Raw genomic sequence first — 22077 nt, 5'->3', positions numbered from 1 at the left:
GCTCTTTTGATTCCTATAATCAAACATAAATTCCATTGTACGTTTCTGTTAATCTAATAAACATGAAAAAAGTACCGAACTCTTCTACTACAAAAGTTCGGTACTTTTTATATTAAAAACTTCTCATTCTTTCTTACTTCTCCACATAAACCGACTTAACAATTGTACGATTATACGGTTGTCCTTCTTTATTCGTCCCTTTTATATCCATCGTAACGTTATATACTCCTGGTTGCTTTATGTCCTTCAAAGCACCAGTAAACGTATTGTTATTACCCTTTTGTAATTCATTGTATTCAGAGACTAGTTTCCCTTCTTTATTAACTACTCTTACTGTTATAGAAAGATCCCCTTTCATTTCAGGTGCCACAGGTGATTTTTTCAGTTTATACTCAGATTTATTCACTTTAACTTTTGTAGGCATTTGGAGAACAAATGGTGCACCACTATTGTAATCGCTTACAATTAAAAATGCATCTTTCGACTGCTTCGCCATCATTTTAACTTTCCATTCTCCTACATCCATTTTATCAAATTTAAATGTTCTAATTGTCGCACCACCAAAGAAAGATTCACCTTCACCAGTAGTAATAACGCTATCCTTATTTGTATACATTTTTCCTTTTGGAGACATCATTTGTACTTCTACATCAGAAGACGCTGTTAAGATAGAAACTATTCCTTCAGCTTTTTTATCAACCATAACAGTTTGCTCTATCCATTGATTTTGTGGCAATTCTCCTCCTAAAATGTTTTGATTTGAAGTTGTATTTAGTTGTTCTATATTTTCATTTGAACTAGTGCTGGATGCTACTAAAGCTGGTACAGCTACATTTGATGTACATAAATATGGTTCAATTCGAGAGAAAACAGCAGATCCTTTTCGTATATTATCATGATCAAATCTGGAATCTGTAAATAAATGCGTTCCATACGGTAACTTAGCACTCCACTCATTTACTAGTCCATCATTTGAACCGTATGATGACAAATAGAACCCGCCCATAGATAGCGCAGAAAATACTGGTCCCCAGCTAGTCCCAGTAGCCGTATAGTAACGGTTTAATTTAGCTGCTGGATTATTATCAATCGTTGAACGAAATTTTGCCATTTCGCCCATTTGTAATGAGTACGTACCATCATCTTTTTGACCTAAAATAGAAGCAAGCCATCCTGCCCACCAACTATATGATAAGTCCGCTAAATTTGAGCCATGATGTGGCGTCGCAAGCGTAATAACATTTCCTACAAATCGATTTGCACCATATCCTACTAATGCAGCCTGTGTATCGATACCGCCTTTACTATGTGCTACAATATTAACTTTTTTACCGAAATGATTATATATTTCTTCTAACTTTTGTGCTAACAATTTTCCGTTGTCCCACTGACTAGCTGACCCTTTCCCAGCAGCATCATATAATTGTATAAATACTGTTTGATAGCCTGCTTTCAAAGCATAGTCATACATATCATTTATATCGTGATACACTGTCTTTCCATACCAACTATCAGCATTCCCATTCCTTCCTTGTACAAAAAGAATTGGAGGCTTATTCTCATCATAATTAGCAGGTTTTTGACCTAAAAACCATTCTCCAGGTGTAAATACTTCTGTATCAGGAAATCCCTTTCCAAGCTCTTTTACAACTTCTGCCCGTACATTTGTGCTAATCATTGGAGCCATAATTAAAAAGACAATCAGTAAGGCAACACATCTTCTCATCAATCGCATGTTACTCCCCCCACTTTTTTTGAAAGAAGGTGCTCTTTGTAATATTTTTTTATCTTCTCTCTTAATACTAGATAATCTTTTTACTTAAACAAAATCTTGTCCCTATTTGCAAGAGATTACTAGTACACCTTCTTTCTTAACTCACGTTATTCTCTTTGTTTCTATCTCTTCCTTTTGAGAGAACACTATAAAAAAGTTTCTCAATAATTGTTAACCGTACTAAATCCAAATATCTCTAAATCATTATTGTCTATATAAAGTATACAAATCTTGAAAAAACTTTAGGAAAAAAACACTTTATTACCACCTAGTTATAAAAAAGATTAATGAAGATATGTACTTTTATTTAATTTTATACAAAACAAACGAATAGAGGCTTATACTGTAAGACTTTCCTACCATTAAATTTTAAACTGAAATTTCCGAATAGAAAATAATATTTCGAGAAACATATATTATGATAATTTTCGCAGACTTGAATTAAACTTTTATAAGTACTAACCTATCGGTGAGCAGAAGAAAATTCTGTAAAAAGAAAGGAGAATGCTTTATGATGACCAATTTACAAAAGGAGTTTTTTAAACGACTAAAAATTCCTGCAAAAGAAATAACATTTAATGATTTAGATGAAATTCTCTTGAAAATGGGCTTGATTCTCCCCTATGAAAATCTCGATATTATGGCTGGTACTATTAAAAACATCTCAAAAAATAACTTAGTAGAAAAGTTACTAATTCAAAAACGAGGCGGTCTTTGTTATGAATTAAACTCCTTATTGTATTACTTTTTAATGGATTGTGGGTTTCAAGTATATAAAGTAGCTGGTACTGTTTATGATCTTTACGATAATAAATGGAAACCCGATGATGGTCATGTCATTATCATATTAAATCATAATTTTAAAGATTATGTTATAGACGCAGGTTTTGCATCTCATCTACCTCTACATCCCGTCCCTTTTAACGGAGAAGTGATTTCTTCTCAAACGGGAGAATATCGAATTCGCAAACAAACTACCCGAAAAGGTACACACATTTTAGAAATGAGAAAAGGAGCTAACGGGGAATCTACAAATTTCTTGCAATCTGAACCTTCACACGAATGGAAAATAGGCTATGCTTTCACTTTACATCCAATAGATGAGAAAAAAGTGAATAACATTCAAAAAGTGATTGTAGAGCATAAAGAATCGCCTTTTAATAAAGGGGCTATTACTTGTAAATTAACTGATTATGGTCACGTATCATTAACAAATAAAAATTATACAGAAACCTTTAAAGGCACAAAAAATAAACGACCAATAGAATCAAAAGATTATGCTCGCATTCTTCGTGAATCTTTTGGAATAACACAAGAAAAATATGTAGGAAAAACACTAGAAAGAGGATAGTTGACTAGAAGTATTTCATAATAAAGCAGATTCCATATTTAGAATCTGCTTTATTTTATATTTTGTTATAAAGAATTTTTTTGCTGGTATCCTTTAATTTTCAATGATATACTCATCATCATATTTATCATATTGGAGGCCTGATCCTATTTTTGATTCCGTAACTTGATCTCTTAAAAACGGTGCAGCTTCCATTTTGCTAGTTGCAATTTCAATTCCATATTTTTTCGTTAAATGGGCTAATTCTATTAAAAACCACTCTCTTCGCAATATAACTGGAATATCCAATGTTCTTCTTTTCATATATAATAGCACCTCTTTGATTTCATAACTTAATGAACATCACTACATGCACGTGTGAAAACTACCTTTCATCACTAACATCCAATGAAACATTATAGTATATGCATGTCCATTTTAAACGTGCTATTACAAAACAATATTTCAGTTTACATAATCATATTATGTAAGAGTAGAAGAGAAAGGTATATCCCTTCCCTTTTACTCTAGAAACTTAAATTAAGAACATCTTGGTACACCTAAAGCTAAGAATAAACCTGCTACTCCCGCAGTAATCGGTACTTTTAACGTAATAACATCGTCTACTTTCGTTACTAAAAAGAAAGCATTACCTTCTTGTAATATACAAGTTACCAATAATTGGAATTCCATTTAAACCCCCTCCTTTCAATCGTCATATTACACTTTATGAATTCTCTCCGAAAATGTAATAGGGAATGTATCCGTTTTTCCTTATATACGAAATAAATGTTTATAAGTCTATTAAAAATACTAATTTTCTAAATTTATATAAATCGTGTAATATCCAATAAGTTCCTATATAATCAATAGTGAAAATCTTACAAATGGAGGTATAAAAATGGCAATTTTGAGTAATATTGGTGCAGCTTTATTTTTTATTGCTTTTATTCTTTTAATACTATGTATCATTTCATTCTTTAAGAAAAATGGAAAAGCAAAACAATATGGTCGTCCTACTGTTATTCTTTTTATGATTTCAATTCTCTTAACAGGAATGGGCACTACAAAATCTGAACACCCAGTCATCGATTTTTTTGCTACTTTAAGTTTAATTTTATTTATTTTTTTCCTTGTTCTAGCAATCTTATCCGTAATTAAAAAGACAGGTGTAGCAAAAAAACAATTTATAATCACTGCTATTTTATTTGTCATTTTTGGTGCGTTATCAAGTATTTCAAACCCTTCTTCTGAAAAGACGGCAGCTACTAGTAAAAAAGTTGCATCTAACAATGCAGAACAAAAAGATAGCGACAAAAAAGATGAAGCAGCAAAGAAAGAAGCAGATGAAAAAACTCAAAAGCAAGAAGATGAGAAGCGTCAAGCGGAAGAACAAGCTCGTAAGCAAGAGGATGAAAAACGCCAAGCCGAAGAGCAAGCTCGCAAGCAACAAGAAGAGCAAAAACGTCTCGCTGATGAACAAGCTCGTAAACAACAAGAAGAGCAAAAACGCCAGGCTGATGAGCAAGCTCGTAAACAACAAGAGGAACAAAAACGCCAGGCTGATGAGCAAGCTCGTAAACAACAAGAAGAGCAAAAACGTCTCGCTGATGAACAAGCTCGTAAGCAACAAGAAGAGCAAAAACGCATAGCTGATGAGCAAGCTCGTAAACAACAAGAGGAACAGAAAAAAGCACAGCAAGCTCAAACACAACCTGCTGCAAGTAACAATAGTAATGTAACTTACGCAAATTGTGCCGCAGTTAGAAGTGCTGGGAAAGCTCCTTTATATAGAGACCAACCAGGTTATAGCTCTAAACTTGATCGTGATGGTGATGGAGTTGCATGTGAAAAATAGTATAAAAAAAGAAGCTTCTAGTAAGCTTCTTTTTTTATCAAATAGTATTGCGATTAATTACCTTCTCTCTCTCTTCCATTTATAACACTCCTATTATTCTCAAATCAGACACATAATAAGTGATTTCAATCACCACATTGTTTTTCATTTATCGCTATTCTTAATTTAGATATTACATTTAAACTTTATGGAGGCATTCATATGGAACATACATTTACTGAAACTTCAATTGTTGGTGAGATTGTTACGCAATTTCCGAAAGCTAGTAATCTTTTTAAATCGTATAGAATAGATTTTTGTTGTGGTGGTAATAAGCCGCTTATTGATGCAATTCATGAAAGAAATTTACCGGCTTCTGAAGTAATTACAAAGTTAAATACACTTTATCATAATACGAAACGATTAAATGAATCTGAAATTGATTGGAAAAATGCTTCTTATCGTGAATTGATTGATTATGTAATTAATAAGCATCATCGTTATTTAAATGAAGAATTACCGCAGTTAAGTCCATATGTGACGAAAGTATTACGTGTTCATGGAGTAAATCAGCCTCATTTAGCTCAAATTCATAAGCTATTTCATGAACTTAAAATGGAATTAGAACAGCATTTAATTAAAGAAGAAACGGAAGATTTTCCCTTAATTTTAGAATTTGAACAAAATCCAACTGATGAAAACTATGAAAAGTTAAGCAAGGTAGTAGATGAGTTGGAAAATGAACATAGCCACGCCGGAAATATTATAAAAGAACTTCGTAAAGTGACAAATGACTTTACTCCTCCAGAAGGAGCTTGCGGCACTTATCGACTTGTTTATCAACGCCTTGAAGCGCTAGAGTCTGATTTATTTGAGCATATTCATTTAGAAAATAATATTTTATTTCCGCGTGCCATTACAAGAGCATAAATCAAGTGCAGGACATGAGTGTAAATACTTATGTCCTGCTTTTTCATTTTGCGAAAAATATCCACGCCCCCCTCAAACAAATCCGAATTTTAACAATTTGTGAATCATTATATAAGTGTGATAAATATCACATCTCCCCCTTTTTTAATTTTCTATAATAAAAATATAATCCTTTGTTCAATATTTCACATAAAAAGGGGAAACAAAAATGAAAAAACGTTTAGTTATGATCGGAAATGGTATGGCTGGCATACGCTGTATGGAAGAAATATTAAAACATGATAGTGATTCCTATGAGATTACTATTTTTGGAGATGAACCGCATCCAAACTACAACCGTATTATGCTCTCTCATGTTTTACAAGGCAAAACAAATATGCAAGATATCATTATGAATGAATATAGTTGGTACGATGAAAACGAAATAACTTTGTATACAAACGAAAGAGTTCAAAGTATTAACCGAGAAGAAAAAATTATTATTACAGAAAAGAATCGTACTCTTACATATGACAAGCTCATTATTGCAACAGGTTCTAGTGCTTTTATTTTACCTGTTGAAGGTTCCACACTTCCCGGTGTAACAGGATTTCGAACTATTGAAGATACACAATTTATGATAGATACCGCTAAAGAAAAGAAAAAGGCCGTTGTCATTGGTGGCGGGTTACTCGGTTTAGAAGCCGCAAGAGGTCTAATTGACTTAGGAATGGACGTACATGTTGTTCATTTAATGCCTAACTTAATGGAGCAACAACTAGATACGAAAGCAGCTTCTCTTCTGCGTGAAGATTTAGAAGCACAAGGCATGAAGTTTTTAATGGAAAAGAAAACTGTAAAAATTCTTGGTACAGACTATGTTGAGGGCATTCAATTTGAAGATGGTGAAGTTGTAGATTGTGATTTAATCGTAATGGCTGTCGGAATACGACCAAATACGAAAATAGCAAGAGATGCTGGTCTCATTGTCAATCGCGGCATTGTAGTCAATGACTATATGCTAACAAATGATGAATCCATTTATGCAGTTGGCGAATGTGCAGAGCATGACGGTATCGCTTATGGACTTGTTGCTCCTCTTTATGAACAAGGGGCAATATTAGCGAAACATATAACGAATTTACAAACGAATGGATATACGGGCAGTATCGTCGGTACACAATTAAAAGTTGCTGGTTGTGATTTATTCTCTGCTGGTCAAATATATGAAGATGATCAGACGAAAGCAATATCGATCTTTGATGAATGTAAACGTTCCTATAAAAAAGTATTAATTCGCGACAATAAAGTCGTTGGTATCGTTTTATATGGTGACACAGCTGATGGTACACGCCTCTTTAGCATGTTAAAGAAAGAAGAAGATATACAAGAATATACACCAGCTTCCATTCTTCACAAAGCTGGTGAAGAAAGTGAACTTGACATTGCTACAATGAGTGCGGATGACACGATTTGTGGATGTAATGGTGTTACGAAAGGTACAATCGTTCATGCCATTTTAGAACAAGAGTTAACTACTTTTGAAGAAGTAAAAGGCTGCACGAAAGCAGCAGGATCTTGTGGTAAATGTCGTCCGCTTGTGGAACAAGTTTTATCTCATACACTCGGAGATGCTTTTGATGCTTCTGCGCAGTCTGCTGGTATGTGCGGATGTACAACTTTATCACGTGATGAAGTCGTAGCAGCCATTCACGAGAAAGGTTTAAAATCTCCAAAAGAAGTACGAAATGTTCTTGGTTTTGTACATGAAGATGGCTGTTCGAAATGTCGTCCTGCTTTGAACTACTATTTACGTATGGCGATTCCAGAAGAATATGAAGATGATAAAGCGTCCCGCTTCGTTAATGAAAGAATGAACGGTAACATTCAGCACGATGGTACATTCTCTGTTATTCCACGTATGTACGGAGGCGTTACAACAGCAGATGATTTAATGAAAATTGCTGAAGTTGCGAAAAAATATGATGTTCCTCTTGTGAAAATTACAGGTGCGAGCCGAATTGGCTTATACGGTGTTAAGAAACAAGATTTACCTAACGTATGGGCTGACTTACATATGACTTCGGGGTATGCGTATTCAAAATCGCTTCGTAATGTAAAATCATGTGTTGGTTCTCGCTTCTGCCGTTTCGGTACGAAAGATTCATTAGGACTTGGTATGCTCCTTGAACAATCATTAGAAATGGTAGATACACCCCATAAAATGAAGATGGGTGTAACGGGTTGTCCGCGTAACTGTGCGGAATTACTGACGAAAGATTTTGGAGTTGTTTGTGTCGAAAATGGATACCAACTTTATATTGGCGGAAATGGTGGTACAGAAGTACGTGAAGCTGATTTTGTAATGATTGTCTCTACTGAAGATGATGTCCTTCGCATCGCTACAGCTTACATGCAATATTATCGTGAAACTGGTATTTACGGAGAGCGTACTGCCTACTGGACAGAACGATTAGGCTTCGATCACATAAAAGAAATACTGCAAGATGTAAATATGGTCACTAAGTTAAATGAACGTTTCCAAACAGCTCGTGGCACATATAAAGAAGCTTGGGGACAAGCACTGGAAACGAAATCATTAAAAGCGATGTATGAAGTAGAAACTGTGAAATAAGGAGCTGTGATCTATATGATACAAACGAAAGAAAAAATAAAAGTTATGCGTGCAGAAGATCTTCCTATTCAAATCGGTAAAGAGGTACAAATGAAAGGTATGTCTATCGCCCTATTCCGCCTTTCAAATGGCGATATTCAAGCTGTAGAAAATCATTGTCCTCATAAAAACGGACCATTAGCCGAAGGAATTGTATCTGGTGAATTCGTTTTTTGTCCACTGCATGATTGGAAAATTTCATTACTAACAGGTGAAGTTCAAAAACCTGATGACGGCTGTATTCAAACATACGAAGTAGAAGTTATTGATGGTGACATTTATTTATACATGTAATTTTCGAAAGGAAGCCTCCTCTGGCTTCCTTTTAAATAAAAATTGATGAGGTGCGATGATGAACGGATATGTATATTTAGTTGGTGCAGGACCAGGTGATGAAGGGCTTATTACAAAGAAAGCAATAGATTGTTTAAAGCGTGCAGATATCGTTTTATATGACCGTTTATTAAACCCTTTCTTTCTTAGTTATACAAAAGAAACATGTGAACTTATTTATTGCGGAAAAATACCAAAGAATCATACTATGCGACAAGAAATGATTAACGCCCACCTCCTTCAATTTGCGAAAGAAGGAAAAATCGTTGTCCGCTTAAAGGGCGGAGATCCATCTATTTTCGGCCGTGTTGGTGAAGAAGCAGAAACTTTAGCAGCAGCGAACGTTCCATATGAAATCGTACCAGGTATTACATCTAGCATCGCCGCTAGTAGCTATGCAGGTATCCCCCTCACCCACCGTAACTACAGTAATAGCGTCACTTTACTAACTGGGCATGCGAAAGGCCCTTTAACCGATCATGGAAAATATAATTCATCCCACAATAGCGACACAATTGCCTACTACATGGGTATAAAAAACTTACCTACAATTTGTGAAAACTTACTACAAGCAGGAAAGAAAAAAGATACGCCAGTAGCCGTCATTGAATGGGGTACAACCGGAAAGCAGCGCGTTGTCACAGGAACACTTTCAACCATTGTTCCTATCGTCAAAAACGAGAATATTTCAAATCCATCCATGACAATTGTTGGTGATGTCGTTTCCTTACGTAATCAAATCGCTTGGAAAGAACGTAAACCATTACATGGTAAAAAAGTTTTATTTGCATCCGCAACGAATAAAACAAGTTCAATGAAGCAAAAGTTACAAGAAGCCGGTGCAGAAATATATCAAATTCCTACTTTCAAAAAAGCAGAATACACATTAAAACTTGAACAAATCAATGAAATTTTTAACGTTGATCGCCTTGTATTTTGTTCAGCTGAAAGTGTAGAAATATTGATGCGATCATGTAGTAAACACCAAAAAGATATTCGTTCTTTACAGGCGCAACTACAACATATGAACGTTGCCACTCAAGAAAAACTTATACAATATGGACTACTAAGTAAACAAGCAGAGTTCTCTTCCGATACAACTGTTTATTTAGGACGAAATATTAACCGAATTGCTTTTATTCAAGAGACAATTGGTGCTGGGTCATATATGATGACTCATGAATATACAATTGATCATCGCTTCGATGAAGTCCATTCTCGTATGCTTTCTGAATTCTCATGGGATAGTATTGTATTTGAAGGGCGTGCCTCAATTGATACATTTCTATCAGAAATAAAACGCCTTGGCTTTAGCGATATTCTTACTCTTCCCTTCTCATATACCGACGTTCCAACTTTACACTATGCGAATAAAGTCGGACTTCATCATGTAGATGAGCAATTACAAGACATGGTTATGAAGAAAGATTTGGTGGTACGATGAAAGGAATTGTATATGTTGGACACGGGAGTCGCCTGCAAGAAGGTAATGAGCAATTCATTCACTTTATTCAATCTGTTATGAAAGAACGTAACGAAAGAATTCAAAAAATGGCTTTTCTAGAACTAACAACACCTACCATTTCGGATGCAGTTACAGAAACGATACTAGAGGGCGCAACTGAAATAATGATTGTACCTGTTTTATTATTTGCAGCAGCTCACTATAAACTTGATATTCCTTTTGAAATAGAGCAACTACAAAAGAAATATCCACAAATAACATTTTCAGTTGTACCACCCTTTAGTACGCATCCACATATGGTGGAACTTGTAGTGAAAAGAATACGTGAAACTATGCCAATGCAAGATAGTAGTATTTTACTCGTAGGAAGAGGTAGCAGTAATCCACAGCCGATACATGAGTTACAACAAATCGGAGCAGCTGTCGAACGAAAACTCGGTATGCCAGTATCGTGCTCCTTTTTAACGAAAGGAGCACCCTCTTTTACTGCTGAGCTCAAGGCTATAACATCGACTGCCTCCCATGTATATGTCATGCCCTATCTTCTCTTTACCGGACTGTTGCTTCAAAAAATTAAGTTGCATACAAAAAAACATGCTCACATCACGACTTGTAACTGTCTTCAGTTTGATACATATATGAAATTGACATTATTAGAACGAATGGAGGAATGTGTGTATGTATAACATGTACCCTCTTATGCTTAATCTAAATAAAAAAGTAGTTGTTATAGTTGGTGGAGGTAAAATTGCATATCGAAAAGCGTCTGGATTAAAAGATACAGGCGCTTTTGTCACCATTATCAGCCCAGAAATTTGCGAGGAAATGAAGGAACTACCTTATATTACTTGGAAGCAAAAAACTTTTAGTAATGATGATATTAAAGATGCTCATCTTATTTATGCAGCTACAAATCAACATGCTGTAAATATGATGGTCAAACAGGCCGCCCATGATTTCCAGTGGGTTAATGTTGTAAGTGATGGTACAAAATCATCGTTTCACACACCTGGTGTCATCCGACATGATGAATATGTTGTCACTATTTCAACTTCAGGTAAAAATCCATCATATACAAAGCGTTTGAAGCAGGCACTAACATCTATATTTCCTAAACTTATAAAAAAGCTTTCTCGTACTCACAAATAATAATCTATTTCTTAGCTAAAATAGTAATTACCTTTGGACAAACGTTTTTTAGAAGCGTTTGTTCTTTTTGTTTTGGTTCCTTTTTTGAATTAAGCCGCTTGATTATTAGGCATGGTACAATTGTAAACGACACCTAATATATCAAAGACTGTTTTCTTCTCATATTGATGGGATTTCTGTCCATCATTTACCGCCTCAAATCTAATCGTTTTTGCATGTATATTCAAAACAAAATATATGACAAATAAATAACGACAGTTACTGTAATAATGCTGAAAAGTGTTGAAAATAGAACGATTTGTGCATGTAATTCAGGCTCTATTTGATACTCCATAGCAATCGTTGATGTATTTCTTGAAGTAGGAAAAGAACTTGCAATAAATAATGATTGTGCAACAATACCATCAATGTTTAGTAGGTAGATCATGGCAAGTGCTAATAATGGTCCCATCAATAATCTTCCAATTAAAGCCCATGTTATGACTCGATGGAAAAAATTAAGCTTAATGTTGGATAATTGCGCTCCTAGCAATATGAGTGCTATTGCAACAAAACTATTCGCAAGCTGATTAAGAGGTAGAAAGATAGAATTAGGTATTTGAATTGTAAAAGATTGAAAGAGAACCCCTAATATGAGTGCATGAAATACAGGCAATCTTAGAAATGATTGAATAATACTTCCGATTGTTTTTGTTGCTGATAGTAAGTTATATATCCCATATGAATAAGTTAAAATATTCTGAAAAATAACAATGAAAATCTGAATGGAAACCCCCACTGGATTGTGACTGAAAATCAATTGACTTACTGGTAATCCATAATTACCGGAATTCATTAACGAAATGCTATTTTTTAGAGCTGCACTTTCTCCTTTTTCTAACTTTAATGTTTTTGAAATGAAATGACTTACTATCATCACACTCAGACTGTAAAGCATTAAATAGTATATTATCTGGAGCAACAAACCTGTTTCTATACTAATATCATATATATTCACAAATACAGCCGCTGGCATCAAGCAATAATTAATAAGTGTTGATAGCTGCTTTAAGTTAAATTGGAACTTCCTTTGTAAGGTTGCACCAATTAGCATCAATATTAATATTGGTAATATTACGTCTAATATAATAAAAACAAACATTTAAAACCTCATTCTACATATATTTTAGTTTGATTAAACGCTTTACTAAATTTGGACACATTTAATTCAAATGTAGACCATGACGCTACCCAAAATACCATTTAAAAGCATTCGTATACAGGATGTTACCGGTAGCTTGTTCATCAAATAGCTGTTGAATCAATTTGATATCTCCATACTCAAAAGGTCTTTTTGCTCTTGTAGATGGTAAATCTGTTCCAAACATAAGTGCATATGGGTTAACTTCATAAATCGACTTTAAGGCATTCTCAACATCTAATTCGACACGACCAAAACCAGTAGCTTTCACATGTACCCCTTTATCAACTAGTTTTAATAAATGTGGTAAACCTTCTTCTGATAACCCTAAATGGTCAATTGATATAGCTGGTAATTTTTCTATAGTGGATGCAATTTCGGGCAACTCTTTTGCATCCATATAAAGCTCACTATGCCATCCTACTAAATCATGAACTCTTCTAGCAAAGTAATCCAGCTTCGATAAATCTTCTGAACCACCTCTTTTAATATTAAAGCGTAATGCTTTTACCCCATTTTCATTTAAATTTAGTATTTCTTCATCCGTCACTGTAAAAGGTAATTGTGTTACGCCACAAAATGTTGAACCCAACTGTTTTAGTGCCTTTAATAAATATTCTTGATCAAACCCTTGGAAAGAACCAGATACGATCGCTCCACCAATTACATTCAAATTAGGAGATTCATTCTGATAATCTTCTACAACAAAGTTGGGTGGAAAATACCCTTGGTTCTCAATAATCGGAAAATTAAAATCAATAATATGAAAATGTGCATCAAAAATTCTCATTTCATTTCCCTCCCCTCTCTTTTCTTTAACATATCAAATATGACTCATAAAGAAAATTATGGATTATTTATACAAATTCATAATTTTATCTTATCGACCTAAACTTTATTTTAAGTGTACTTTTTCATAATATCCATTAGCCTTACCAAAAAATCTGGCCCTAAAAAATATGAAGTTTTTTCTTGTTATAAATACCGTCATATATTTTTAAATTTTCGGGATATTCCTATACATTTATATTAATTTTTATATATTAATATATAGTTTTTAGAAAGGAGCGACTATTTATCGATTCGTTAGCGATCAATAGTCATCGTTTCATTCAAAAGTTATTATTTTCGTTCTCGATATATTCCGAATGTTTTATGAGGATTTTTCGTTTGTTCATTTCAGTCTTATAACAATCGTACTGTAGCTTTTACTTTGGAAACTTTCAATAGACAAAAAACAGCGTTCTCGATTGTAGAATTAGATTTAAGTTCATACATTTATCTCTTAATATCTTTATCTGTAGGCAAAACAATTGCAGCTATTATATAAAGTAACACTGTAAATCCGCTAGAAAAAAAAGCGGATAATGCAGTTACTATGCGAAGGATACTTACATCAATTCCATACTTATCACTTAAGCCACCTAGTACACCTGAAACTTGTTTATCTTGAGTAGACTTATATAATTTTTTCATCTAAACACCCCGATCCGATTAAATATTTGTATTCTAAAAATTAGCTCAATCTTTGGAATAGATTTAACATCCCTTTAACTAACTTGCCCTTTAATTGAATAACATCTGATATCTATATTTTAACATAAAATTCCATAAAACTTCTGTTTTTCATTTTTAAACCACATTATTTTAGAATACAAGTGTTTGTTAAGCTAGCAATAAAAAACATATCGAAGCCTATTACTAAAAGAACCATCCTAGATTACTTTAGGATGGTTCTTTTTCTTTATTAATGATTTTTTAACATCACTAACAGCTTTTCTTGACTATACATCCACACTGTAATGATTAAACAAGCAAGTGCGACTTCTGATAATGCCATAAATCCAATTGCATAATGGCCTGTTAGTTGGAATAGTAAAGTTAAAATTAGGGGCGGGAAGAACCCTCCTAGTCCGCCTAAAGCTGAAACGAGTCCATTTACAATACCAGCTTGTTCTGAGAAGTACATGGGAACAAGTTTGAAGATTGTACCATTACCAATCCCTGCACAAAATGCGACTAGTAGGCAACCAAATGTATACACGTTCATACTAGGCATAAATGATAAAATAATACCTGAAAGTGTTAAACCGATAAATACGAAGATTAATATTTTAAACGGGTTAAACTTATCACCAAGCCAACCACCAATCGGACGCATAATTGTTGCTAATACGATGAATCCAGCTGTCCGCATACCTGCATCCACTTTCTCTAATCCGAAGTGAGATACTAAGAAGTTTGGTAAGTATACGGTAAATGCAACAAACGATCCGAATGTTAAAAAATAAAAGATACATAGAAACCAAAGTTTTTCATTTTTATATACACCTTTTATTTGTTCCATTAGTGGCGTATTCACCTTTTTCTCCTTACGATCGCCTAATAAAAAGTTCATAAGTGCAAACGCTGCAAGTAAAACTAAATAACACTGTACTGTCGTTCGCCAGCCAACTGAAGTTGCAATGACAGGTGCTAAAAACGAAGTAATTGCTGTTCCGGCGTTACCGACACCGTAAATACCATTTACAAAACCGTGACTCTCTTTCGGAAAGTATTTCGGTAAAGAAGTTACGCCTACGGAGAATACAGCTCCACCGATCCCTACAAATAATCCACCAATAATTAAATCCATCATTGAATTGGCAACACTAATATAAAAGACAGGAAATAATAATAGAATAAAACTAATAAAGAATAATTTTCTTGCGCCGAAACGATTTGTCCAATAACCAATCGGAATGCGAAGAACAGAACCTAAAATAACCGGTACTGCCGTTACCATAGAAATTTGTCCCGCAGTTAATGGAATATCCGCTTTAATATAAGGCATTAATGATGATAAAATGACCCATACCATAAAACCGATAACTAGATTAGAAGTTTGTAAACTTAATTGAAAATTAGGACTTTTCATCCTGTTCCCTCCTATGTATGCATAGTTATATTCATTCCCTCCAGCCTAATCACGTCCTTACATGATTAGGCTGAAAAGAATCAACCACCACTTACTGGCGGAATTATCGCTATGACATCGCCAGTTTGAATGATGTCATCCTCATTTGCATACTCTTCATTTATAGCGACCATTATCTCATTTGAAATTGCTACGTTGTATTTCGTGATAAGGACTTCCTTTAGTTCAGCAACTGTAATATTTTCATAATCTATGTGTAATGCTGGCTTGCTTACTTCTTCTTGTAAATGTGCAAATAATAGTACTTCAATCATATTCTCATCCCCTTTCCAGGCTCATCATTCTCATATGCTACCTTTTCTAACTGATCACCTATCCATGATTCACCATCTTCCCAAAATTCTTTCTTCCAAATTGGAACGATTTGTTTTATACGCTCCATAATATATTCGTTCGCCTCATAGGCTGCTTTCCGGTGTGGTGTAGAAACAGAGACGACAACAGCAAGATCAGAAATTTGTAATGTACCAATGCGATGTGTAATGGCGACATTTGTCCCAGGCCACTTCTCTCCTACTTCGGTGCCAATTTTCTTAAGCTGTTTCTCCGCCATTGACTTATATGCTACATACTCTAAATATAGCGTACGACGGCCTTTCGTAAATTCTCTAACAGTACCAATGAAAGTTGCAACTGCGCCACATTCACGAAGAATTACTTTGTTTGTAACTTCTTCAATTGAAATAGGTGTATCAATTACTTCATAATACGTATGTGTCATCTCGCACCTCTTATCTTTGTATAAGTTAGCAATCTATTTTTCTATTATTTGTATGATCGAAGTGGTTCTTCCCACGGCCACTCACTTCCGGCGCTTGATTCTAATAACAGTACCGAAACAGTTATTCCTGCTTCAAATCCTCTCGTTCCTCCCGGCAGGACGATAAATGCGTTGGCCTCTGCAAGTGAAGAAATTGCACTAGATTTGTCTAAACCAACTGGTGTAGCTTGCAATGTTCCATCTACAATTTCCACTTTCCCTCGTACAAAACGAGTAAATGGGTTTGCTTTCAGAAAGTCTTTCTGTAATATTGCCTCTGCACGATATATGTGCGAATCTTTTCTATGCAAATATGTTCCAATGACTGGCCGAACATATAATTCACAACCGACATAACAAGCAGAAGGATTACCAGATAGACCAAATAATAGTTTCCCCTCTAGCTCAGCTACAGTTGTCACACTTCCTGGTCGCATCGCTATTTTGTTAAAAAGTACATTAGCTCGTAGTCTCTCATAAATAGCAGGTAAATAGTCATAGTCTCCTACCGAAACACCACCAGTTGTAATTAAAATATTGACTTCTTTTATCGCTTTTTTCACAGTGTTATAACATGTCTCAAAATCGTCAGCAAATTGTCCATAATACTGTACAACTCCGCCCGCTCGTTCAACTTGAGCAGCTATCATATAGGAGTTACTATTTCGAATCTTCCCTGGCTTTAATTGTTCATGTACTTCAAGCAGTTCACTTCCTGTCGTTACAATTCCAATAACCGGCTGTTTTACAACGTGAACGGTACTATAACCAAACGTTGAAAGAAGCACCACTACTCCAGGGTTAATAACAGTCCCTTTTTTCACAAGGATGGTATTTTGTTTTACATCTTCACCTTTAAAAGAAATGTTATCACCAGCGGCGAAGGAGCGTTTTAATTTCATATACGTCTTTTCTTTTTCTTCAAATCCTTCCGTTAGCTCTAACATAACAACCGCATTACACCCTTTCGGAATTGCGGCTCCTGTCATAATACGGACAGCTTGAAATGCTTTCACTTCTTCTGTAAAAACAAAACCGGCTCCAATTTCACCAATCACTTCAAACAGAATGGGATTACTGCTACTTGCTTCTTTTGTATCTTCTGCTCGAATCGCAAACCCGTCATATGGAGAGCGATCAAAATGAGGGACATCATGATCTGCAATAACAGCTTCTCCAAGCGTTCTACCGTAGCTTTCTATAAGAGAAACCTTTTCTATTTCACCTTGGTAGGCATATTCCATTACACGCGCAACTGCTTCTACCACTGGAATTGGTATACGTTTTTCTAACATTCTTTTTTCACCTCTTTCCAATAAGGTGCCACTCACTTTTCTGTTCACCCTATATATGTTGCGTATAATCGTTTTGCTATTTTCACATCATTTGTCCCATGAATAAATGCCCTACCGTCTGTAAATAAAACGAAACGATATTCATCAATTAGAAATGATAGTAAGTATGGCGTTTTTTTGACATGTACACTCTTTTGTAATCGTTTTTGAATTTCGTTTAAATTAAGATTTTTCTTTATTCCTGAACGGATTTGAACTGTATTCCGTCCGCATAACACTTCCGTTTTCATTTGCGTTTCAAATGTTAAACTTGGATACGTTCGTGATTTTCCGCAAGATGGACATGTACTTTTTTTCTGTCTATTTACTTTTAATGAGAGATATTGATTGTTCCAAATATCAAATGATAACATCGTCCCTCTTAACGACTCATAATCATCCACCAATATTTTCATCGCCTCTGTTACTTGGTGAGCAACAACCATTTGTACAGCTGGCTGAATGATTCCGGCTGTATCGCATGTTGCACCGCTCATAGGATGGTCCATTAGGCAGCGAAAACATGGTGTTTTCCCAGGAAGAATTGTATACGTTACACCGTAACTCCCGATGCATCCGCCGTATATCCAAGGTATATTCTCTTTTTGTGAAATGTCATTTATAAGTAAACGCGTATCGAAATTGTCAGTCGCATCTATGATAAGGTCCACATCTTTTGTTAACTCTTCTATTTCTTGCATTGTGACATCTGTTACAACTGGTACAATTTCCACTTCAGAATTAATCTTTCTTACATGTTCTGCCGCTGCAATTGCTTTCGGTTTACAATGCTTTGCATCTTCTTCTGTATATAACTGTTGCCGCTGTAAATTACTCCATTCGACGTAGTCACGATCGGCAATTGTCAATTTCCCAATTCCCATCCTAACGAGCGCTTCCGCATTTGCAGCTCCTAGTGCACCCGCACCGATTAGGAGCACTTGCTTTTCTCTTATTTTTCTTTGACCCATTTCACCAATTCCAGAAAACAATACTTGCCTTGAATATCGCTCTTGCATAGAGAATCCTCCTTTCGCTATCCGCCAATGTATGACATTTCAACTTTTGGACGTTTATTTGTACTTTCCACCGTTCTTTCATCTGAATATCGATCTGTTCTATATCTCCATGTATGTTGTAAAATTTTTAATAGTGAGGCATCCGAAATATTTTCTCGAAGAAGCGTTCGCAAATCCGTTCCTTTTTCTCCAAATAAGCACGTAAAAAACTTACCGTCTGCCGAAATACGAGCTCTCGTACAAGAAGAACAAAATGACTCTGATACTGAAGTAATAAACCCAACTTCTGCATTGCTCCCTACATATCGATACAATTTCGCAACTTCTCCAAAGTAACGAGGTGTAACAGGCTCAACTGGATATACGCGATTAATCTTCTCTATTAATTGTTCCTTCGTAATCACTTGTTCAAAGTTCCATCCGTTCGTACTGCCCACATCCATAAACTCAATAAAACGAAGCTGAATTTCTTGTTCTTTAAAATAACGAGCCATATGTAGGATTTGGCTATCATTCATTCCTTTTTTTACGGCCATATTTACCTTTACTTCTAATCCTGCAGCCTTTGCTGCTTCAATTCCTTTTAATACAGGTTTTGTGCTTACATTTCGGCCATTTATATTTTTGAAGACGTGATCCTCTATCGCATCTAAACTAATATTTACACGTTTTAATCCCGCGTCTTTTAACGCCTGAGCTTGTTTTGCTAAATGAATACCGTTTGTTGTGAGCCCAATATCTTTTAAGCCTTCTAGCTTTGCAAGTCTTTCAATTAATTCCGGTAAGTCTTTACGCAATAACGGTTCGCCACCAGTAAGCCTAATTTTTTCAACTCCCATACTTATAAATAACCTAGCTAGTCTCTCTATTTCATCAAAAGATAATAAAAACTCTTCCTGTAAAAAAGCGTAATGAGGTCCGAACACTTCAGCAGGCATACAATATGTGCACCTAAAATTACAACGATCAATAACTGAAATACGTAAATCTTGAAGTGGACGTTCTAAAGAATCTTTCATTTTCTCGTACATCTATATCCCTTCTTTTCTGCTGCAATCCTTAGTAAGTTTTCAATTTTTCATTTGCCTTTATTATAAAAAAGAAGCTACATATTCAATGTGACTTTTCTCACATCACTTTCCCCATTCAAAAATTCTTCACAAATCCGTTCGAATTTTGTTCACATCTTCAGTGCCTACTCCTTACGGTCATTGAAATTTCACTTATATTTTTAAAATAGCTCTTGCATTTCCAGCATACTTACACTCAAAATAGGAAATGGATTGCTTATAAGAAGAAAGGTGATTGCTGTGACAAACAGTATGAAATTATCTCAAGATTTAAAGGAATTACTTGCATCTGTTGAATATAAAATGCAGATAAAAAAAGGTAGTTTTATTTTTCAAGAAGGTATGGAGGCAACCGAACTCTATATTATCCACTCAGGAAAAGTACAAATTAGTAAACTTAGTGCTGACGGACAAGAATTAACACTTCGAATTTGTTCGGCATATGACATTATTGGAGAATTAACATTGTTCACGGACGATGCGAAGTATTTATTAAATTCAAAATGCCTTGAAGATGTTGAAGTAGGCGTTATCAAGCGTGAAGCGTTAGAAAGAGAATTACTCCAAAAGCCCGCACTTGTATTTGAATTTATGAAATGGATTAGTGAACATTTAAGAAGAATGCAAACGAAGTTCCGAGATTTAGTATTACACGGCAAAAAAGGTGCCCTTTATTCTACTCTCATTCGAATGACAAATAGTTACGGTGTATTAAAAGAAAATGGTATTCTCATCGATTTACCGTTAACGAATCAAGAACTCGCTAATTTCTGTGCAACTTCACGCGAAAGTGTAAATCGAATGTTAAATGAATTAAAAAAGCAAGGTACAATTTCTATTCATAAAGGAAAGATTACAATCCACGATTTACAATTTTTAAAACGTGAAATTGCTTGTGAAGATTGCTCTGCTTCTGTTTGTAGTATTGATTAGCGTCTTATTTAGATACTTATACCTATAAAGAAAGCCGAGGTCTCCAATTAGATCTCGGCTTTCTTTATAAGTTACTAAACATATAAAACAACATTATTTTTTCAATTCATTTGGAATACGTCTTCTGTAAATTACATAACTACGGCTTATATATTTAATTGGGGCACTAAATACATGTACTAGTCTTGTAAATGGCCATACTGCGAAAAGCCCCATTCCTGCAAGAATATGAATTTTAAACCATACAGGTACTTCCATCATATATTCAACTTTCGGTTGGAAAATGAAGAGGCTTCGGAACCACGGACCGATCGTTGTACGATAATCAAACCCTTTTGAGTCGATGTTTAAAAATGTTGAGGAAAGCCCTGCTAGCATTACGATAAGTAATAAAATAAGCGCAATATAATCTCCCTTTGTGCTCGTTGCAATGATACGTTTTACTGTTACGCGGCGGTACGTTAATATAATTAAACCGATGATAGAAGCAACACCTGCCGGAAGTCCGAAACTAATTGCTACTACATGATACATATGCTCCGAAATACCTATTGAACGGTATACAGCCTCTGGAATTAAAATCCCCATAACATGACCGCCAATTACGAACATGATCCCAAAGTGGAATAATAGACTTCCGATTCGGAGCATTTTCTTTTCTAATAGTTCACTAGATTTTGATGTCCATCCAAATTGATCATAGTTGTATCTGAAAATATGCCCACCGATAAAGATCGCAAAAATGATATAGGGAAACAATACCCATAGAAATTGATCCATCATTTTGACAACTCTCCTTTCTAATTTGTCTGTACACCCCATGTATCGATAGCGAGTAGAACAGCCGCAAGAATTGGTTCATACATACTACCTGCTTCTTTTAACTGAACGTGTAATGCTTGTATGTTCTCCTTGTATTTACTCATAATTGGTTCACTGTCTTGCTCATTTGCATTTGCAAAAAACTCGAGTAATAACGGTAAATAATCAGGTAGTTCTTTATCTGTTACTTCAAAACCAGATTTTTTATAATGCTGCTTTAACTCTAGTAATTCAATACCTCTTTCTCTTTGTTCGCCGGTGTTCATATAAGTTAAATACATATTTGTCTTTTTACCAAAATCAAATGTATATACGTAACAGTCAATTAATTGATCATCCATTTTATCCAGCGCTTGCTTTATAAATGCTGTAAGTGATGCTTTAACGTCTTCCTGTTCAATCGCTTCAATCTCTTCTTGCAATTCAGTTAAAGCTTCTCTCCACCCGAGTTCCGGATAGGAAAGAAGGAATGAAGAACATGAAAAAGCAGTTTGTAAACTTTGTTTCATAT

The 22077-nt window shown here is 35.0% G+C and carries 23 protein-coding genes; 9 read left to right on the top strand and 14 right to left on the bottom strand.

The features are described from left to right. Positions 1-133 precede the first annotated feature (133 nt). Positions 134-1735: an esterase/lipase family protein gene (locus CER22_RS15380; RefSeq protein WP_088609043.1), complete on the bottom strand. Its 1602-nt coding sequence runs from the start codon at positions 1733-1735 to the stop codon at positions 134-136. A gap of 550 nt (positions 1736-2285) precedes the next feature. Here CER22_RS15380 and CER22_RS15375 point away from each other — a divergent pair. Further along, complete coding sequence (locus CER22_RS15375) at positions 2286-3125, top strand: arylamine N-acetyltransferase family protein (protein ID WP_088063172.1); 840 nt, start codon at positions 2286-2288, stop codon at positions 3123-3125. A gap of 93 nt (positions 3126-3218) precedes the next feature. On the opposite strand, the gene CER22_RS15370 is transcribed toward CER22_RS15375, so the two are convergent. Continuing rightward, complete coding sequence (locus CER22_RS15370) at positions 3219-3428, bottom strand: hypothetical protein (RefSeq protein WP_088609042.1); 210 nt, start codon at positions 3426-3428, stop codon at positions 3219-3221. A 216-nt stretch (positions 3429-3644) separates the two neighbouring features. Continuing rightward, entirely contained in the window at positions 3645-3797 is a 153-nt protein-coding gene (gene exsG / locus CER22_RS15365) for an exosporium protein ExsG (protein WP_000395678.1), read from the bottom strand. A 208-nt stretch (positions 3798-4005) separates the two neighbouring features. On the opposite strand from exsG, the gene CER22_RS15360 reads away from it, so the two are divergent. From CER22_RS15360 to CER22_RS15330, 7 genes are all read left to right on the top strand, one after another. Continuing rightward, positions 4006-4962 carry an excalibur calcium-binding domain-containing protein gene (locus CER22_RS15360; protein ID WP_088609041.1) on the top strand — a complete coding sequence of 319 codons (957 nt, stop codon included), beginning with the start codon at positions 4006-4008 and terminating at the stop codon, positions 4960-4962. A 201-nt stretch (positions 4963-5163) separates the two neighbouring features. Then, on the top strand, positions 5164-5871 hold the full coding sequence (ric, locus tag CER22_RS15355) for an iron-sulfur cluster repair di-iron protein (protein ID WP_088609040.1): 708 nt from the start codon (positions 5164-5166) through the stop codon (positions 5869-5871). Between the two features lie 208 nt (positions 5872-6079). Then, on the top strand, positions 6080-8485 hold the full coding sequence (gene nirB, locus CER22_RS15350) for an NADPH-nitrite reductase large subunit (RefSeq protein WP_088609039.1): 2406 nt from the start codon (positions 6080-6082) through the stop codon (positions 8483-8485). A gap of 15 nt (positions 8486-8500) precedes the next feature. Next, a complete protein-coding gene (gene nirD / locus CER22_RS15345; protein WP_088063167.1) occupies positions 8501-8818 on the top strand; it encodes a nitrite reductase small subunit NirD in 318 nt (105 codons plus the stop codon). 58 nt (positions 8819-8876) lie between these two features. After that, a complete protein-coding gene (locus tag CER22_RS15340; protein ID WP_088063166.1) occupies positions 8877-10301 on the top strand; it encodes a uroporphyrin-III C-methyltransferase in 1425 nt (474 codons plus the stop codon). Next, complete coding sequence (locus CER22_RS15335; protein WP_088609038.1) at positions 10298-11008, top strand: sirohydrochlorin chelatase; 711 nt, start codon at positions 10298-10300, stop codon at positions 11006-11008. Before CER22_RS15340 ends, CER22_RS15335 begins: the two co-directional genes overlap by 4 nt. Continuing rightward, positions 11001-11471 (top strand): precorrin-2 dehydrogenase, encoded by a 471-nt coding sequence (locus tag CER22_RS15330; RefSeq protein ID WP_088063164.1) that lies wholly within the window; start codon positions 11001-11003, stop codon positions 11469-11471. The genes CER22_RS15335 and CER22_RS15330 overlap by 8 nt, the downstream gene beginning before the upstream one ends. Positions 11472-11694: 223 nt before the next feature. On the opposite strand, the gene CER22_RS15325 is transcribed toward CER22_RS15330, so the two are convergent. The 9 genes from CER22_RS15325 to moaA form a co-directional block, all read right to left on the bottom strand. Continuing rightward, positions 11695-12612 (bottom strand): AEC family transporter, encoded by a 918-nt coding sequence (locus tag CER22_RS15325; protein WP_088609037.1) that lies wholly within the window; start codon positions 12610-12612, stop codon positions 11695-11697. 85 nt (positions 12613-12697) lie between these two features. Beyond that, complete coding sequence (locus tag CER22_RS15320) at positions 12698-13441, bottom strand: amidohydrolase family protein (RefSeq protein ID WP_088609036.1); 744 nt, start codon at positions 13439-13441, stop codon at positions 12698-12700. A gap of 488 nt (positions 13442-13929) precedes the next feature. Beyond that, positions 13930-14127, bottom strand: coding sequence for a PspC domain-containing protein (locus tag CER22_RS15315; RefSeq protein WP_000737851.1), 198 nt, complete (start codon positions 14125-14127; stop codon positions 13930-13932). 271 nt (positions 14128-14398) lie between these two features. Further along, on the bottom strand, positions 14399-15568 hold the full coding sequence (narK, locus tag CER22_RS15310) for a nitrate transporter NarK (RefSeq protein WP_000841864.1): 1170 nt from the start codon (positions 15566-15568) through the stop codon (positions 14399-14401). Positions 15569-15648: 80 nt separating this feature from the next. After that, entirely contained in the window at positions 15649-15882 is a 234-nt protein-coding gene (gene moaD, locus CER22_RS15305; RefSeq protein ID WP_046953625.1) for a molybdopterin converting factor subunit 1, read from the bottom strand. Next, positions 15879-16349: a molybdenum cofactor biosynthesis protein MoaE gene (locus tag CER22_RS15300; RefSeq protein ID WP_046953626.1), complete on the bottom strand. Its 471-nt coding sequence runs from the start codon at positions 16347-16349 to the stop codon at positions 15879-15881. The genes moaD and CER22_RS15300 overlap by 4 nt, the downstream gene beginning before the upstream one ends. 44 nt (positions 16350-16393) lie before the next feature. Then, positions 16394-17683, bottom strand: a complete 1290-nt coding sequence (locus CER22_RS15295) for a molybdopterin molybdotransferase MoeA (protein WP_088609035.1) — start codon at positions 17681-17683, stop codon at positions 16394-16396. A gap of 44 nt (positions 17684-17727) precedes the next feature. After that, positions 17728-18741 (bottom strand): molybdopterin-synthase adenylyltransferase MoeB, encoded by a 1014-nt coding sequence (locus tag CER22_RS15290; protein ID WP_088609034.1) that lies wholly within the window; start codon positions 18739-18741, stop codon positions 17728-17730. Positions 18742-18758: 17 nt separating this feature from the next. Further along, on the bottom strand, positions 18759-19772 hold the full coding sequence (gene moaA, locus CER22_RS15285; protein WP_088609033.1) for a GTP 3',8-cyclase MoaA: 1014 nt from the start codon (positions 19770-19772) through the stop codon (positions 18759-18761). 279 nt (positions 19773-20051) lie between these two features. Between moaA and CER22_RS15280 the strand changes: the two genes are divergently transcribed. Then, complete coding sequence (locus CER22_RS15280; RefSeq protein WP_000185186.1) at positions 20052-20744, top strand: Crp/Fnr family transcriptional regulator; 693 nt, start codon at positions 20052-20054, stop codon at positions 20742-20744. 93 nt (positions 20745-20837) lie between these two features. On the opposite strand, the gene narI is transcribed toward CER22_RS15280, so the two are convergent. Beyond that, positions 20838-21527: a respiratory nitrate reductase subunit gamma gene (narI, locus tag CER22_RS15275; protein WP_000969212.1), complete on the bottom strand. Its 690-nt coding sequence runs from the start codon at positions 21525-21527 to the stop codon at positions 20838-20840. A gap of 17 nt (positions 21528-21544) precedes the next feature. Continuing rightward, complete coding sequence (gene narJ, locus CER22_RS15270; protein WP_000814221.1) at positions 21545-22075, bottom strand: nitrate reductase molybdenum cofactor assembly chaperone; 531 nt, start codon at positions 22073-22075, stop codon at positions 21545-21547. Positions 22076-22077: the final 2 nt, after the last annotated feature.

Source organism: Bacillus sp. K2I17 (genome assembly GCF_002209985.1).
Taxonomy (GTDB): Bacteria; Bacillota; Bacilli; order Bacillales; family Bacillaceae_G; genus Bacillus_A; species Bacillus_A wiedmannii.
The sequence above is the reverse complement of the archived record's forward strand: the minus strand, read 5'-3'. Positions and strand labels throughout refer to the sequence as shown.

Bases quoted from the DNA above. Each gene is read 5' to 3' on its own strand.
- CER22_RS15295 (WP_088609035.1), bottom strand. From the start codon at position 17,683: ATGTTAGAAAAACGTATACCAATTCCAGTGGTAGAAGCAGTTGCGCGT.
- CER22_RS15335 (WP_088609038.1), top strand. From the start codon at position 10,298: ATGAAAGGAATTGTATATGTTGGACACGGGAGTCGCCTGCAAGAAGGT.
- narJ (WP_000814221.1), bottom strand. From the start codon at position 22,075: ATGAAACAAAGTTTACAAACTGCTTTTTCATGTTCTTCATTCCTTCTT.
- CER22_RS15300 (WP_046953626.1), bottom strand. From the start codon at position 16,349: ATGACACATACGTATTATGAAGTAATTGATACACCTATTTCAATTGAA.
- moaA (WP_088609033.1), bottom strand. From the start codon at position 19,772: ATGTACGAGAAAATGAAAGATTCTTTAGAACGTCCACTTCAAGATTTA.
- CER22_RS15370 (WP_088609042.1), bottom strand. From the start codon at position 3,428: ATGAAAAGAAGAACATTGGATATTCCAGTTATATTGCGAAGAGAGTGG.
- CER22_RS15330 (WP_088063164.1), top strand. From the start codon at position 11,001: ATGTATAACATGTACCCTCTTATGCTTAATCTAAATAAAAAAGTAGTT.
- CER22_RS15340 (WP_088063166.1), top strand. From the start codon at position 8,877: ATGAACGGATATGTATATTTAGTTGGTGCAGGACCAGGTGATGAAGGG.
- nirB (WP_088609039.1), top strand. From the start codon at position 6,080: ATGAAAAAACGTTTAGTTATGATCGGAAATGGTATGGCTGGCATACGC.
- CER22_RS15375 (WP_088063172.1), top strand. From the start codon at position 2,286: ATGATGACCAATTTACAAAAGGAGTTTTTTAAACGACTAAAAATTCCT.
- narK (WP_000841864.1), bottom strand. From the start codon at position 15,568: ATGAAAAGTCCTAATTTTCAATTAAGTTTACAAACTTCTAATCTAGTT.
- CER22_RS15315 (WP_000737851.1), bottom strand. From the start codon at position 14,127: ATGAAAAAATTATATAAGTCTACTCAAGATAAACAAGTTTCAGGTGTA.
- CER22_RS15290 (WP_088609034.1), bottom strand. From the start codon at position 18,741: ATGCAAGAGCGATATTCAAGGCAAGTATTGTTTTCTGGAATTGGTGAA.
- CER22_RS15320 (WP_088609036.1), bottom strand. From the start codon at position 13,441: ATGAGAATTTTTGATGCACATTTTCATATTATTGATTTTAATTTTCCG.
- narI (WP_000969212.1), bottom strand. From the start codon at position 21,527: ATGATGGATCAATTTCTATGGGTATTGTTTCCCTATATCATTTTTGCG.
- ric (WP_088609040.1), top strand. From the start codon at position 5,164: ATGGAACATACATTTACTGAAACTTCAATTGTTGGTGAGATTGTTACG.
- moaD (WP_046953625.1), bottom strand. From the start codon at position 15,882: ATGATTGAAGTACTATTATTTGCACATTTACAAGAAGAAGTAAGCAAG.
- nirD (WP_088063167.1), top strand. From the start codon at position 8,501: ATGATACAAACGAAAGAAAAAATAAAAGTTATGCGTGCAGAAGATCTT.
- exsG (WP_000395678.1), bottom strand. From the start codon at position 3,797: ATGGAATTCCAATTATTGGTAACTTGTATATTACAAGAAGGTAATGCT.
- CER22_RS15380 (WP_088609043.1), bottom strand. From the start codon at position 1,735: ATGCGATTGATGAGAAGATGTGTTGCCTTACTGATTGTCTTTTTAATT.
- CER22_RS15360 (WP_088609041.1), top strand. From the start codon at position 4,006: ATGGCAATTTTGAGTAATATTGGTGCAGCTTTATTTTTTATTGCTTTT.
- CER22_RS15325 (WP_088609037.1), bottom strand. From the start codon at position 12,612: ATGTTTGTTTTTATTATATTAGACGTAATATTACCAATATTAATATTG.